Raw genomic sequence first — 14113 nt, 5'->3', positions numbered from 1 at the left:
GTCTACGGGCTTGGGGGCCCCAGAGGCGACCTGCTGTCGTGCTTTTGCGGGGTCCCCAGCTCCGACTTCCACCGGATGCGCTCGACGATGAAGGCGGTCTCCATCTCGTCCATGTAGACCGGCTCTGGCACGGACATGCCGAAGTGATCGGTTGTTCTCCGACTCGCTTCTCTTCGCTCGAGCGCCTGCTCCAAAGTCGCGGCTCGCGTGGCCGCCTCCTTGAAGATCATCGAGATCCGCTGACCTGGATCTAGCCGCGGGAAGTCGGAGGACTGTTGCTCTCCCTCCACCGTGATCGCGGCCCGAACGTCGTAGGCGGTGTCCCGTCCGTCATTGCGGACCATGAACATGCCGCGGCTCTCCCACCCGCAGTACCAGTGAACGTCGTGGTCCTCGATGCCCCGATCTGCCGTCTGACGAGAGATCGCGTTGGCCTCGGCTGACAAGTCGTTGGCTCCGACGGAGATGGCGTTTGCCTCTCGAGCTACCTCGACGGCGTCCAGCGCGGTCTTGTTCGCGTCCGCGGCCAGCTTGCGAGCAGCCTTGGCCTGGGCGAGGCCGACGAGTCCGACCGCGAGACCGCCCAGCCCTGCGACCCCGGCGGCTGCGACACCCCACCAGGTGGCTTCCAGCATGGATGCGTCGATGCTCATGCCGCGACCCTATCCGTCTGCACTCCTCACGGGGCGGCGCGGACGCCCGAGCGCCCCTCCCGTGAGCAAGAGGGGCGCTCTGTGCGTGCACCTGTGTGTGCGCACTGCTCGACACGGGGCGGTATCGACCGGAACTGACACGCTCAGGATCCCCGCAACCACCAGGCGAGGGGGACCAGTAGGGACCGGATAGCATGGTCCGACATGGCAGCCCCATCCCTGGGGGTCAAGGGGTCGCAGGTTCAAATCCTGTCAGCCCGACGGACATGCCTCGGAAGGACCCAATGGGTCCGGCCGGGGCATTCGTCATATCCGACCGATGTCGGTCGTCCATGGTCTCCTCCGACCATGTCCTGGGCCTCGTCCGATTCGGCGCGCAGCACCATGCGCGCGAACAAGCGACGGGACACACGGCCCGAGCTCCTCGTGCGGCGGCTCCTGCACGCCCGGGGTCTCAGGTATCGCGTCGACCACCGCCTGGTGCAGGAGTCGAGGAGCCGCGCGGACATCGCCTTCCCCCGCCAGCGCATCGCCGTGTTCATCGACGGGTGCTTCTGGCACAGCTGCCCGGATCACCTGCACCTGCCGAAGGCCAACGCCGACTACTGGGTCGCGAAGCTCGCACGCAACGTCGAGCGCGACGCGGAGGTGACCGCGCTGCTCCGCGATCTGGGGTGGACGGTGCTCCGCTTCTGGGAGCACGTGCCCCCGGGGGAGGCGGCGGCCGAGATCGTGGCCACGGTGGGACGGCTGCGCGCGCTTGATGGTCCGTACGGTAGCTCGCATCCTGGGACGGCCCGGCCTCGGACGTGACGATCGAAGGGGAAGAGGACATCGAGAGGCCCAGCGACACCACTCGCGACCGCAGGCGACCATCCCTGCTCGTCCCCATCGCGGTCATCGCCGCTGCTGTCGCGGCCATCGCGTTCTGGTGCGCGGGGAGACGGCGATCGGCGCGCTGCTCCTGCTCGCGTCGCTCGCCGCGACGTTCCTGCTGGGCCCGGCCACCCTCGGGGACCCCGTCGGGATCGGCCGGTTGCCCGACGGGATCACCGCCGCGGACGTGAAGGAGCATCGGAAGCGGCACGGCGGATCCATCTCCGACGCCGTGCAGGCCATCGGCGAGCGGGAGGACTGAGGGCAGGCGGCCCGTCACCCCAGTGGTGGATCCCAGTGGTCCGGGGGCCCATTCACCCCCATGCGAGGGCTTACGCCCGCGAGAGCGCGCTCATAGCCTCAGGCGTCGTCACTCGATGACGCCACCTGCCGCCTACCCCTTCGTCGCGGCACGCACCCGAGGAGCACCATGCCCGACGTCCCCTCCGCCGCTCCTGCCGGCTGGTTCCCCGACGGATCCGGCCAGCTCCGCTACTGGGACGGATCCGCGTGGACGCAGCATGTCGCGCCGATGGTCCAGCCCGCGGCGCCGCAGCCGGAGGCATCGAGCGCCGCCGCCCTGGCCGCCGTCGCCGCCGCGCAGCAGGCCGACCAGGCGAAGGCCGCTCGCGCCGCGGAGGCCGCGCGGGTCCAGGCCGAGCGCGCCGCCGTCGCCGAGCAGCAGCGGGCCGCGAAGGTCGCGCAGCGCGAGGCGGCCATGCAGGCGAAGGCCGCGGAGCGCGAGGCAGCGGCCCGGGCGAAGGCCGAGCGTGCGGCGGCGACCGTCGCGATGCCCGTCGCGACGCCCGCGCGGCCCGCTCGGAAGGCCATCGCGGCGCCGGTCGCGCCGATAGCCGTGGCACCCGTCCTCTCCGACACCCGGCCGAGCCGGCATCCCGCGACGACGTGGGTCGTCACGTCCGTCGTCGCGCTGACCGTGCTCATCATCACGGCCATGGGCGGCTTCGGCGGCATGTTCATCTCCCTGGGCCTGGTGGCCCTGGCGACGGGTCTGTACCCGCTGCTCACCGGCCGCCGCAGTTGGATCCCCGCCCTCGCCACCCGCCCGCGCAGCAGCGCGACCGTGGCCGGGGCGATCCTCCTCCTGGTCATGGGCGCCGTCGTCCCCGTCGCCGCTTCGACGCCTGGTCCGAGTCAGGCGGAGGCGATCAGCGCGAGCGCGTCGCCGACCCCCAGTCCCACGCCGACGCCGTCCGCGACGCCCACGCCGATCGTCCACGTCGTTGAGGACGTCAGCACCAAGAGCGCCACGGATGCCCGCTCGCTCCTCCGCGAGGCCGGCTACGTCGTCCAGTACGTGCTCGAGTCGGGCGAAGTGCCGAGCTCCACCGACGGCATGACCGTGAAGTCGCAGAGTCCGACCCCGGGATCGCGCGTCGACACCGGATCCACCGTCACGCTCACGCTGCTGGCGCCCGTCCCGGCCCCCACGGTCGAGCCGACGGTCGCTCCTGCGCCCGCACCGGCACCCGTCGCTCCGGCACCTAGGCCCGCCGCCCCTGCCCCCGCTCCGGCGGCTCCTGCGCCGGCACCCGCCGCTCCGGCTCCGGCACCCGCTCCGCAGACGCGTCTCGTCGGGCCGGGCACCTACTGCTCGCCGTCCGAGGTCGGGGTCGTCGCGCAGGCGTCCAACGGCCGCAGCTACAAGTGCGGCGGCAAGGGAGCCGACGACAACGGCGACTTCCACTGGAACAAGATGTAATCGAGTTCCGAACGGCCCCCATCGGTCACCCGGCCACCGTCACCGCACCATCCGCACCGTGACCATCTCCGCCCCCTGGTACATCCGCCGCTCCACCCCGCCGTCCCGCACGAACCCGTTCCGCCGGTAGAAGGCCTCCGCGCGCGGGTTGTCGTCGGCGGCCCAGAGATACGAGGGGGAGTCGCCGACGGCCGCGTCGAACAGGGCCTGGCCGGCGCCCGAGCCGTGAGCGGACGCGACCACGTTGATCGCGTAGAGCTGGAAGGGGCGGGGCGGATCCTCGTCGCGGGCCGGACCCGAGAGGGCGAAGCCGACGATGCGGTCGTCATCGAGGGCGACGAAGGGCGGGGTCCCGGCGGATCCGTCCGTGAGCGTCCGGCGCCAGTCCTCGGCCCGCGTCGCGACGTCGAGCCCGTCGAGGTACGACGCCGGCAGCAGGTGCGCGTAGGTCTCGCGCCAGGTGCGGATGTGGACCTTGGCGATGCCCTCGGCGTCGGCGGGCACGGCGGGGCGGACGGTCGGCGTGGCGGTCATGGCGCCACCATACGGGTGCCGTCCGCCGCGGACGCGCCGCCAGCGCGGGACCGGGCCGTCAGCGCGGACGACCCGGGACGCGTCGAGGGGTGGGGCGCGCCCGCCCCACCCCTCCACCACCTGCGCCTACCGCGCCGTCGCGCGCTCCCGCTCCCGGAGCTCGACCGCGACGGATCCGGGCGCATCGTCATCCGGTGAGGCGGCGGCCGAGGCAGCGCGCCGCTCCGCGATCGCCTCCCGCGCCGGGTCCTTCGCCGCGAGCGCCGCCGCGATCGTCAGCACCGCGTACAGGCCGATGTAGGCGCAGAGGATCCACGGGGATCCGCCGCCCCACTGCAGGAACAGCACCGCGAGCAGCGGCGTGAGCCCGACGGAGAAGATGCTGCCGACCTGGTACCCCAGCGAGACGCCGCTGTAGCGGACCCCCGTCGGGAACTGCTCCGCGAACCACGCGGCCTGCGGTCCGTAGATCGAGTCGTGGAAGACGTTCATGCCGAGCGCGAAGACGAGCGGCAGGAGCAGCAGCGGGCCGGAGTCGAGGAACGCGAAGAACGGCCAGATGAGGATCCCGATGCCGGCGGCGCTCGCGATGGTGAGGCGGCGGCGGCCGACGCGGTCGGAGATCCAGCCCCACAGGGGAGTGGTGAGCACGCTGAGCGCGGAGACGATCAGCACCGAGGTGAGCGCGACACCCGAGTCGCCCCGCTTCTGGGCGAGGTAGGAGAGCGTGTAGACCGTGAGGATCGAGTAGAGCGCGGGCTGCACGAGGCGGAGGCCCGCGGTGATCAGCACGGCGCGCGGGTGCCTCCGCAGCACGACCCCGAGCGGGAAGCGCTCGACCTTCCCGGACTCCTTGATGTCGCGGAACTCGGCGGCGTCCTCCACGCGGAGGCGGATCACGAGGCCGACGCCCACGAGCACGGCGCTGAGGAGGAACGGCAGGCGCCAGCCCCACGCGAGGAACGCCTCCTCGCCGAGGCCGAAGCGCGTGGCGGCGAAGACGCCGGTCGCGAGGAGCATGCCGCCCGCGGATCCCATCTGCGTGAACGCGCCGAAGAGGCCCCGGCGGTGGGCGGGGGCGTGCTCGACGGACAGCAGCGCGGATCCGCCCCACTCGGCACCCGCCGCGATGCCCTGCACGAGCCGCAGGAAGACGAGGCCGACGACGCTCGCGAGGCCGATGGTCGCGTAGGTGGGCAGGACGCCGATGAGGGTCGAGGCGACGCCCATCAGCACGAGCGAGTAGACGAGCATGCGCTTGCGGCCGATCCGGTCGCCGAGGTGCCCGGCGACGATCCCGCCGATGGGCCGGGCGAGGAACCCCACGCCGTACGCGGCGAACGACGAGAGGAGGCCGACCGCGGGCGTCTGGTTCGGGAAGAACTGGCTGCCGAACACGAGCGCGGACGCGGTGGCGTAGAGGTAGAAGTCGTAGTACTCGACGGTGGTGCCGATGAACGACGCGGTGAGCACGCGGCGTCGGCGGCGGGACACGTCGGCGGGCGCCTCGGGGGCTTCAGGCGCGGAGGGCGCGGAGGGCGGCGGGGTGGTCGACGCGGCGGATGCGGCGGATGCGGCGGGCGGTGCGGTGGTCATGGGGTCTCCAGCGGTGCGGCTGCGGTGCAGGGGGAGCGGCGCGAGCGGGGATCCGCTCGGGTGCCGCCCACCGTGGCCCGTGATCCCCCGCCCGGGGAAGAGCCGCGGTCACGCCGCGTAACGCGGGCCCGTCACGGAGCGTCACACCGGCGGGCGTCGTCGAGGCGCGCGGGACACGCGAGAGGCGCCCGGACACGCGAGAGGCGGCCGGCGAGCACGATGCCCGCCGACCGCCTCCGCATCGGACCCGCCGCGTCAGTTCGCGACGGCCGCCGTCAGGTCGTAGGCCGAGTGCTCCACGTCCTTCCACACCGGGCCGAGCACGTGGCTGTCGTCCTCGTACCGCTCGGCGACGTTCCCGAACTGCGGGGAGTCGGTGAAGTCGCCCGCGAGGATGGGTCCGCCCGAGGTACCGGCGTTCATGTCGCAGGGGAGCGCGATCTGCTCGGCCGACACGGCCTCGCCCTGACCCGAGCACCACTGCAGCGACTCGCCGTCGAAGCGCCCGGCGGCCGGGTAGCCGTACGCGGACGCGTGCTCCGCGCCCGGCTGGTCGAAGAGCACGGGCGAGGCGCCGACCACCGACTGGACGTCCTGGCCGGAGTCGTCGCGCTTCACGGCCATGAAGCTCGAGTCGTCGCCCTGGTCGTCGTCGTTCCGCTGGTACCAGCCGGAGGGCACGTAGCCGGTGATGACCGGCCACGCCCCGTACTGCGACTCGCCGTGGTCGTAGGCCGGGTAGAAGACGATGTGGTCGGAGAAGACCTGCTTCTGGGTGAGGCAGTGGCCGGCGGTGGCGATGGTCGACCGGTTCGCCGACTCGACGACGTTGGCCGAGCAGGCGTAGCCCTTGCCGGCCTGCGTGTAGAAGATCCGGCCCATGTGCGGGATCGGCTCGATCTGCGTGGCGTGCGCCGAGTCCGCCACGGCGTCCGGGGCGACCGCACCCGAGTCGGACGTGCCGTCCGCGGGGGCGGGGGCGTCCGCGTCGATGGCGGCGGCGCGGCGCTCGGGGGTCCAGAAGTCGACGGCCTCGGCGGCGTCCGCGCTCGAGACGTGGATGCCGACCGTGGCGGAGGAGGCGTCGAGCGTCACCGAGGCGGGGGCCTCCGGGCGCTCGGCGGCGGTGGCCGACGACGCGGCGCCCAGGAGCGCGGCGCCGAGGCAGACGGCGGAGACGGCGGCGAGGCGTCGGCGGGCGGGGGAGCGGTGCGGTGGGGCATGGGGATCCTCTCGGTTCGTGTCGGAGCGGTGCGGGGCGCCCACGGTGTGCGCGCCCGGGTGGTGCGTCATGGGGTGCGGGAACGGCGCCGGCGGACGGCGGGCCCGCGCCGGATCACACGGAGATCGCGGCCGTGAGCTCGTAGGCCGACTGCGCCGCGTCCTGCCAGACCGGCCCGATGTTGTGCATCCCGTCGAGGGCCCGCTCGGCCACGTTGCCGAGCTGCGCGCCGTCGGGGCCGTCGCCCTCGAGGATCGGGCCGCCGGAGACGCCGCCGGTCATGTCGCAGCCGAGGTCGATCTGCATGTCCGTGTACACGTGGCCCAGGCCGGCGCAGCGCTCCAGCTCGCCGCCGTCGAACCGGCCCGCGGCGGGGTAGCCGTACATGCTGACCTCCTGCGCGGCCGGCGCGAAGAAGCGGACGGGCGACGCGCCCGCGACGCTCTGGACGTCGTCGCCCTCGTCGTCGTGCGCGACGGCGAGGAAGCTCGTGTCCTCGGCCTGGTCGTCGTCGTTCCGCTCGTACCACCCGGTCGTGACGTTGCCGCCGACCACGGGGAACGCGCCGAGGGAGGGCGAGCCCTCCTCGTAGCGCGGGTAGAAGACCATGTCGGTCGAGAACTCCTGGCGGACGGTGAGGCAGTGGCCCGCGGTGGCGATGGTCGACCGGTTGGCCGACTCGACGACGTTGGCGCTGCAGCTGAAGTCCTCGCCGTCGCGGTGGACGAAGAGGCGGCCCATGTGCGGCACGGGATCCACCTGCTCCGCGACGGGTACCGTGGAGGCGGCGGACGCGGCGAGCGCGTCGTCGGCGGGGGCGGATCCGGCGGCGCCGTCCGGGTCGCGGTCCGCGTCGATCGCGGCGGCGCGGCGCTCCGGCGTCCAGCGGGCGACGGCGGCCGCGGCGTCGGCGCTCGACACGGAGAAGCCGACGACGGGTGCGGACGCGGGGATCGTCGTACCGGCGGGAGCGGAGCGCTCGTCAACCGAGGCCGCGGAGGCCGCCGAGGCGACGCCGAGCAGGGAGGCCGTGAGGCCGAGGGCGGCGACGGTGGCGAGGGACCGGCGTGCGGTGCGGGCAGGGTGGGAGGGCATGGTGATCCTTCGGACGGGGCCGCGGAGGGCGGGCGGAGGCGGCGCGGACGGGCGTCGGTGCCGGTGGTGCGCGGTGCGAGGGGGTGCCGAGGGGGACCGGGCCGACGAGCGTCCGCCGGGTCTCGCGCCGACCGTAGCGATGGGCGTGCGCCAGCCGGGCCGGTCCTGCACAGCCCGTCCGCGAGCGCGCGTGTGACGGACCGCTACGCCCGCCCGGACCGCTTCTCCCCACCCGTGCGACGCTGGGACCCCGACGAGAGGACCCCCATGCCCGACGCCCGGCCCCCGCTCCGCTTCGCCGCGTTCGTGATGAACACCGCCAGCCACATCCAGCACGGGCTGTGGCGGCACCCGTCCGCCCGGCAGCACGAGTTCGACGACGTCGAGCTCTGGGTGGACCTCGCGAGGACCCTCGAGCGCGGCCGCTTCGACGCGATGTTCTTCGCCGACGTGGTGGGCCTCTACGGCCCGGGCGACGGCGCCTACGACGTCAACGCGCGCGAGGGCCTCCAGTTCCCGAGCAACGACCCGTCCGTGCTGATCTCCGCGCTCGCCGTGAGCACCGAGCACCTGGGCTTCGCGTTCACGAGCTCGGTGCTGCAGGCGCACCCCTTCGACTTCGCGCGCAAGGTCTCCACGCTCGACCACATCACGAAGGGGCGCATCGCCTGGAACGTCGTCACGAGCGCGCTCGACGGCGCCGCCCGCAACTTCGGGCACGACGGCCTCGAGGACCACGACGCCCGGTACGCCTGGGCGGACGAGTACCTCGACGTCGTCTACAAGCTGTGGGAGGGCTCGTGGGACGACGACGCGCTCCAGCGCGACAAGGAGCGCGGGGTGTTCTCGGACGCGTCGAGGATCCACCGCATCGACCACGAGGGGCCGCGCTACAGGGTCGCCGGCCCGCACCTGTCGTCGCCGTCGCCGCAGCGCACGCCCGTGCTCTTCCAGGCCGGATCCTCGCCCGTCGGCCGCCGCTTCGCCGCCCGGAACGCGGAGGCGCAGTTCATCCTGTCGTCGACCCCGGAGAAGACCCGCGCCCTCATCGAGGACACCCGGGCGCTCGCCGTGGACACCGGCCGACGCGCGGACGACCTCTCGTTCTGGCTCGGCCTGTCCTTCATCACGGGCAGTACGGAGGAGGAGGCGAAGCGCAACGAGGCGGAGATCGACGAGTACCTCTCCGCCGACGGGTTCCTCCTGCACTCCAACCTCGGCTTCGACCCGAAGACGGGTGAGCAGCTCGATCCCGCCACCCCGCTCAGCCAGGTCGAGACGCAGGCGGGGCAGAGCCACCTCAACTGGCTGCGCGAGGCGTCGCCCGACCGCGAGCCGACCATCGCCGACCTCGCGCGGCTCTCCGCGAAGCTGCGCGGCCGCGTCGTGGGCACGCCCGAGCAGATCGCCGACGTGCTCGCGGGCTGGCAGGAGGCGGGCGTCGACGGGATCAACGTCATCAACTGGACCCTGCCCGGCAGCTACGAGGACTTCGTCGACCACGTCACGCCCGTGCTCCAGGAGCGCGGCCTGCAGCAGCGCGAGTACGAGCCGGGCACGCTCCGGCACAAGCTCACGGGTCGCGACCGGCTGCCCGAGTCGCACCCGGCGGCGGCGTACCGGGGCGCGTTCTCGTGACGGAGGCCGCGACCGGCACGTCGACCGCCGACCTGCGGGCCGAGTTCCTGCCGCTGTTCGACCGGATCCGCGCGGGCGCCGTCGCCCGCGAGCGCGACCGGCAGCTGGCCTTCGACGCCGTCGCGCTCCTCCGCGCGGCCCGCTTCGGCGCGATCCGCCTGCCCGTCGCCGACGGCGGCCGCGGCGCGTCCCTGGCCCAGCTCGTCGAGCTCGTGGTCGAGCTGTCGGCCGCCGACGCGAACGTCGGCCACCTGCTCCGCGGCCACTTCGGCTACGTCGAGCTCGTGCTGCGCCGGCCGCCCGGTCCGGCGCGCGCGGAGTGGATCCGCCGCGTCGCCGACGGCGCCATCGTCGGCAACGCCACGAGCGAGCAGACCGGCAACACGCTCGCCGACATCTCCACGACGCTCACCGAGCGCGACGGCCGCTGGTTCCTCGACGGCACCAAGTACTACTCCACCGGCACGCTCTACTCCGACTGGATCTACCTCGCCGCCGGCCGCCGGGCCCCCGACGGCGTCGAGCGGGTGACCCTCGCGATCCCCACCGACGCGCCGGGCGTCACCGCGGTCGACGACTGGGACGCGTTCGGCCAGACCCTCACCGCGAGCGGCACCACCACCTTCGAGGGGGTGGAGGTGGATCCGGTCACCGTCACGGCCTACCGCGAGGCGCCGCTGAGCCACATCCAGGCCTTCTACCAGCTGCACCTCGTGGCCGTGCTGGCGGGGATCGCCGAGGAGGTGGAGCGCGACGCGGTCGCGTACGTGCGGAGCCGCACGCGCACCTACATCCACGCGAACGCCGCGCTCCCCAGAGACGACCCGCAGGTGCTCGACGTCGTCGGCCGGATCTCCACGACCGCCTTCACGGTGCGCGCCGCCACCCTCGCGGCGGCCGCCCGCCTCGACGCGGCCGTCGCGACCGCCCCTCCGGGCGAGGCGCTCGACCGGCCGACGCTCGACGCGGCGGAGAACGCGGTCTACCAGGCGCAGGTGCACGCGGTCGACCAGGTGCCCGCCGCGGCGACACTGCTGTTCGAGGTCGGGGGAGCGTCCGCCACGTTCCGCGAGCGCGCGCTGGACCGGCACTGGCGGAACGCCCGCGTCGTCGCGAGCCACAACCCGGCGATCTACAAGGCGCGCGCGATCGGCGAGTTCGCGGTCGCGGGCCGCGGCCCGGTCGACGCGTGGGCCGCTTACGAGAAGGTGGGCGCGACGGCGTTCCCGCGCTGAGCCGCCGCGGCGCGCCGCCCGGGCTGGCCGTGCCGCCCGTGCCGCCCGAGCTGGGGGCGTCCACGCGCCCGGTCGCCGCTCCCGCCCTCGGTACGGTGGACGGGCGGCCGCGACGCCGCGAGGACGAGGGGACCCATGACGACGCACGCGCCCAGCCGACCGCAGCTGGACACGACGCCGCTGACCGGCCGCATCGACCGCGCGGACCTCCGTCGGTTCCGCCGCGAGTTCCGCGCGCGGTTCCCGGTGCTCGTGTCCCCGCTTTTCCTCCTCGGCCGGATCGGCATGGGCATCGCCGCCGTGTTCGCCCTCCCGCTCGGCGGCCTGCTGCTCCTCGGGGGCGGCGTCTCCGCGATCATCGCCGAGGACGCCCAGACGCGCGGCGACTCCCTCGGCATGGCCGTGTTCGCGATGCCCCTGTTCGGTGCGGGCGTCTTCTTCGTCTGGTACCTGATCCGCACCCGCCGCCGCCGCAGCACGATCCGCGCCCACTACCGCCTCACGCGCTTCGGGCGGGTCAACGGCCTGAGCTACACGCCCGGCCCGCTCTCCGACGCGCACATGGGCGAGCTCGCGGCGCGCGGCATGTACCTCACGCGGATCATGCGGCCGCGCACCGCCCGCCCCGTCGAGTTCGGCAACCACGAGCTGAACCAGGGCTCGAACTTCCACGGCATCACCCAGTACGGCGGCTACGCGATGATCGGCCTGCGCCGCGAGCTCCCGCACATCCAGGTGATCTCGAACCGCACGCGGCTGCGCCGCGAGCTGACGCCGACCATCGACGTCGCGCGCTCCCAGCGCCTCGAGCTCGAGGGCGACTTCGACCGGCACGCCGCGCTCTACTGCCCCGACGGCTACGAGCGCGACGCCCTCTACCTCTTCACGCCGGACGTCATGGCCGTGCTCGTCGACCGGGTGCGCGGCTTCGACGTGGAGATCCGCGGCGATCGCCTGCTGCTGCGCTCGCCGGCCGACATGGTGACGCTGGATCCCGACCGCTGGCGCGACGTGATCGACGCGACCGCCGCCCTGATGGCGAAGGTCGACCGCTGGGAGCGCTGGCGCGACGACCGGCTGCGGTCGCTCGAGGGCGAGGAGGCGTCGGTGCTCACGGCGTCCGACGAGGCGCTCGCCGTGCCGGAGCCCGGGAAGGCCCGGCGCCGGGGTCGTCGCCGGCGCGGCGTGGCGGCCGCGGGTCGTCGCCTGCGGATGCGGCCGACGCTCGGGCTCCTCCTGCTCATCGCGCTCGCCGCGGTCTTCCTCGGCCTCGGCTTCCTGATCACCACGCTGCCGTGAGCCGCAGGCGCGCGCTCACGCGGGCCCGGCTGGACACGGATCCGCTCACCGACCGCATCCGCCGACGCGACCTCCGCGCCTTCCGCCGGGAGTTCCGGCGCGAGCACCCGGAGGCGGAGGGGATCGGCGTGACGGCGCGCACCGCGCTCATGACCTCCCTCGCGGGGGTGAGCGCCCTGATGGTCGTCCTGCTCGCGTCGATCATGGCGGAGACGCTGGAGGAGGGTGCCCCCGACGCCGCCAGCGAGGCGTCGTGGCAGGCCCTGATCGCCGCGGTGCCCCTCATCATGCTGGTCGTCTTCGGCAGCTGGGTGATCCGCTCGCACGAGCGCCGCGGCGGCTACCGCGCCCACCTGCGGCTCGTCCGCTTCGCCGAGGCGAACGGCATGACGTACCTTCCGGGGCCGATGTCGGACGGGCACTTCGGATCCGCCCGCCGGTACTTCGACCTCACGCGCGTGATGCGGCCGACCCGGGCGCCCGGCGTGGAGTACGGCAACCACGAGATCGTCACGGCTGGGCGGCGCGAGGGGGCGCCGCGCTTCGGCGGCTACGCCATGATCCGGCTCGCGCACGAGATGCCGCACATCCGCGTGATCGCCCGGCGGGGGATCCTCCGCCGCGCGCTGACGATGATGTCGCGGCCGGAGCGGGAGCAGCGCCTGGCGCTCGAGGGCGACTTCGACCGCCACTACGCGCTGTACTGCCCGGCCGGCAGCGAGCGCGACGCCCTCTACCTCTTCACGCCCGACATCCTCGCCCTGCTCATCGACCGCGTGCGCGGCCTCGACGTCGAGGTCGTCGGCGACCGGCTGCTGCTCACCTCCTTCGACGACGTCGTGACGCGCGACCCCGAGCGCTGGCGCGACGTGATCGAGGCGACGACCGCGCTCGTGGCGAAGGTCGACCGGTGGGAGCGTTGGCGGGCGGATCCGATCGAGCGGCCCGAGGACCCGTCCGCCCTCGACGCGGTGGTCGAGGCGCTGGGCCTGCCCGACGCGGCGCGCGCCTCCCGGCCGCGGTCGGTGCGCCGGCTGCGGATGACCCCGACGCTCGGCGGCGTCATCGCGTTCGGCGTGCCGATCCTGCTGTTCGTCGCGGGCTGGATCGCCGTGCTGGTGTCCGGCTGACGCCACGCGACGTCTCCGGCCGGGACGGCGTCGGGTCGCGCGCCTCGGCGGACGCGGCGCGCGACCCGACGCGGATCACCCGACGCGCGACTGGGCGACGCGGTAGGCCGCCTCGATGACGCGGTCCCAGACGGGCGCGACCACGAGGGGCTCCTCGTCGAGTCCGCCGGACAGCACGCTGTACTGGCGGGCGTCCGGACCCGACCCGTCGAGGAACGGCGCGCCGGACGCGCCCTCCTTCATGTCGCAGTCGAGCTCCTGGCCGGTCTGGCCCTCCAGGTGCGTGGCGCGCGCGAATCCGCTGCAGAGGAAGGGCGCGTCACCCGTGAACCGGCCCACGGCGGGGTAGCCGATGACCGTCGTGTAGTGCGTGCGCGGCTGGTGGAACTCCACGGGGGAGGCGCCGACCGCCTCGGTGAGCGTGCGCCCGTCGGGGCTGCCGACCGTGAGGAACGCGGTGTCGCGCGCCGGATCCAGCGTCTCGCGCCAGCCGGCCGGCAGCGTCACCGAGGTGACCGGCCACACGGTGTACGGCTGGCCCTTCACGTAGCCGGGCACGAAGACCATCTTCGACGGGTCCTTTCCCGGGAAGGCGCAGTGGCCCGCGGTGGCGACCGTGAGGCCGTTCGCGGACTCGACGGCGTTGTCCGTGCAGCTCATCTCCTTCCCGTCGACGACGTAGGCGACCACGCCGATGTGCGGCACCGGATCCACCTCCTGGGCGACCGGGATCACGGGGCGGGCGCGGCGCTGCTCGCGGGCCGCCGACGTGGTGAGCTCGTCCGCGGAGGGCACGTCGTCGACGGTGCCCGGCGTGCCGGTGGCCCGCGTGAGCACCGGGGACGCCGCTCCCGCGAGCCGCTCCGGGGTCCAGAAGGCGACGGCGTCGGCCGCGTCCGCAGCGGATCGGGTCACGGTCGTGGGCGCTGGGGTCCCGTCGTCGGTCGTCGCCGCGGCCGCCGGCGACACGGCCGTGAGGGCGAGCAGGCCGGCGAGGCCCGCGGCGGCGCCGAGGGCCGGACGGTGCAGGAGGGCGCGGGCGATCAGGCGCGCGGCGGAGCGGTGCGGATGCGTCATGGACGGCCTTTCCATCGGGGGGAACCGCCCGCCGG

Annotated in this window: 13 protein-coding genes; 7 read left to right on the top strand and 6 right to left on the bottom strand. The window is 73.9% G+C overall.

The features are described 5' to 3' along the window. Positions 1-2: 2 nt before the first annotated feature. Positions 3-653, bottom strand: a complete 651-nt coding sequence (locus AES38_RS09495) for a hypothetical protein (protein ID WP_053774760.1) — start codon at positions 651-653, stop codon at positions 3-5. Positions 654-1001: 348 nt separating this feature from the next. On the opposite strand from AES38_RS09495, the gene AES38_RS09490 reads away from it, so the two are divergent. The 3 genes from AES38_RS09490 to AES38_RS09480 all read left to right on the top strand — a co-directional run bounded on the left by AES38_RS09490 (position 1002) and on the right by AES38_RS09480 (position 3252). Continuing rightward, positions 1002-1466, top strand: a complete 465-nt coding sequence (locus AES38_RS09490) for a very short patch repair endonuclease (RefSeq protein WP_053774759.1) — start codon at positions 1002-1004, stop codon at positions 1464-1466. Positions 1467-1584: 118 nt separating this feature from the next. Further along, on the top strand, positions 1585-1791 hold the full coding sequence (locus tag AES38_RS09485) for a hypothetical protein (RefSeq protein ID WP_053774758.1): 207 nt from the start codon (positions 1585-1587) through the stop codon (positions 1789-1791). Between the two features lie 168 nt (positions 1792-1959). Beyond that, on the top strand, positions 1960-3252 hold the full coding sequence (locus tag AES38_RS09480) for a PASTA domain-containing protein (RefSeq protein WP_053774757.1): 1293 nt from the start codon (positions 1960-1962) through the stop codon (positions 3250-3252). A 39-nt stretch (positions 3253-3291) separates the two neighbouring features. Here the strand turns inward: AES38_RS09480 and AES38_RS09475 are convergent, their stop codons facing one another. The 4 genes from AES38_RS09475 to AES38_RS09460 form a co-directional block, all read right to left on the bottom strand. Then, positions 3292-3786 (bottom strand): GNAT family N-acetyltransferase, encoded by a 495-nt coding sequence (locus AES38_RS09475; RefSeq protein WP_053774756.1) that lies wholly within the window; start codon positions 3784-3786, stop codon positions 3292-3294. 126 nt (positions 3787-3912) lie between these two features. Beyond that, positions 3913-5382, bottom strand: coding sequence for an MFS transporter (locus AES38_RS09470; protein ID WP_053774755.1), 1470 nt, complete (start codon positions 5380-5382; stop codon positions 3913-3915). 255 nt (positions 5383-5637) lie between these two features. Next, entirely contained in the window at positions 5638-6675 is a 1038-nt protein-coding gene (locus AES38_RS09465) for a trypsin-like serine peptidase (protein ID WP_053774754.1), read from the bottom strand. A gap of 43 nt (positions 6676-6718) precedes the next feature. Continuing rightward, positions 6719-7699 (bottom strand): trypsin-like serine peptidase, encoded by a 981-nt coding sequence (locus tag AES38_RS09460; RefSeq protein ID WP_053774753.1) that lies wholly within the window; start codon positions 7697-7699, stop codon positions 6719-6721. A gap of 267 nt (positions 7700-7966) precedes the next feature. Here AES38_RS09460 and AES38_RS09455 point away from each other — a divergent pair, with 267 nt between their 5' ends. The 4 genes from AES38_RS09455 (at position 7967) to AES38_RS09440 (ending at position 13001) form a co-directional block, all read left to right on the top strand. Further along, on the top strand, positions 7967-9337 hold the full coding sequence (locus AES38_RS09455) for an LLM class flavin-dependent oxidoreductase (RefSeq protein WP_053774752.1): 1371 nt from the start codon (positions 7967-7969) through the stop codon (positions 9335-9337). Then, positions 9334-10572, top strand: a complete 1239-nt coding sequence (locus AES38_RS09450) for an acyl-CoA dehydrogenase family protein (protein ID WP_053774751.1) — start codon at positions 9334-9336, stop codon at positions 10570-10572. The genes AES38_RS09455 and AES38_RS09450 overlap by 4 nt, the downstream gene beginning before the upstream one ends. A 135-nt stretch (positions 10573-10707) precedes the next feature. Beyond that, a complete protein-coding gene (locus AES38_RS09445; protein WP_053774750.1) occupies positions 10708-11871 on the top strand; it encodes a hypothetical protein in 1164 nt (387 codons plus the stop codon). Beyond that, positions 11868-13001, top strand: a complete 1134-nt coding sequence (locus AES38_RS09440; RefSeq protein ID WP_053774749.1) for a hypothetical protein — start codon at positions 11868-11870, stop codon at positions 12999-13001. Before AES38_RS09445 ends, AES38_RS09440 begins: the two co-directional genes overlap by 4 nt. A gap of 75 nt (positions 13002-13076) precedes the next feature. Here AES38_RS09440 and AES38_RS09435 read toward each other — a convergent pair whose 3' ends face one another. Then, positions 13077-14078: a trypsin-like serine peptidase gene (locus AES38_RS09435; RefSeq protein WP_053774748.1), complete on the bottom strand. Its 1002-nt coding sequence runs from the start codon at positions 14076-14078 to the stop codon at positions 13077-13079. Between the last annotated feature and the right edge of the window lie 35 nt (positions 14079-14113).

It is taken from the genome of Clavibacter capsici (assembly GCF_001280205.1).
In the GTDB taxonomy this organism is placed as follows: Bacteria; Actinomycetota; Actinomycetes; order Actinomycetales; family Microbacteriaceae; genus Clavibacter; species Clavibacter capsici.
The sequence above is the reverse complement of the archived record's forward strand: the minus strand, read 5'-3'. Positions and strand labels throughout refer to the sequence as shown.

Coding starts and splice junctions, on each gene's coding strand:
- AES38_RS09495 (WP_053774760.1), bottom strand. CDS start 653: ATGAGCATCGACGCATCCATGCTGGAAGCCACCTGGTGGGGTGTCGCA.
- AES38_RS09490 (WP_053774759.1), top strand. CDS start 1,002: ATGTCCTGGGCCTCGTCCGATTCGGCGCGCAGCACCATGCGCGCGAAC.
- AES38_RS09480 (WP_053774757.1), top strand. CDS start 1,960: ATGCCCGACGTCCCCTCCGCCGCTCCTGCCGGCTGGTTCCCCGACGGA.
- AES38_RS09475 (WP_053774756.1), bottom strand. CDS start 3,786: ATGACCGCCACGCCGACCGTCCGCCCCGCCGTGCCCGCCGACGCCGAG.
- AES38_RS09470 (WP_053774755.1), bottom strand. CDS start 5,382: ATGACCACCGCACCGCCCGCCGCATCCGCCGCATCCGCCGCGTCGACC.
- AES38_RS09465 (WP_053774754.1), bottom strand. CDS start 6,675: ATGACGCACCACCCGGGCGCGCACACCGTGGGCGCCCCGCACCGCTCC.
- AES38_RS09460 (WP_053774753.1), bottom strand. CDS start 7,699: ATGCCCTCCCACCCTGCCCGCACCGCACGCCGGTCCCTCGCCACCGTC.
- AES38_RS09455 (WP_053774752.1), top strand. CDS start 7,967: ATGCCCGACGCCCGGCCCCCGCTCCGCTTCGCCGCGTTCGTGATGAAC.
- AES38_RS09445 (WP_053774750.1), top strand. CDS start 10,708: ATGACGACGCACGCGCCCAGCCGACCGCAGCTGGACACGACGCCGCTG.
- AES38_RS09435 (WP_053774748.1), bottom strand. CDS start 14,078: ATGACGCATCCGCACCGCTCCGCCGCGCGCCTGATCGCCCGCGCCCTC.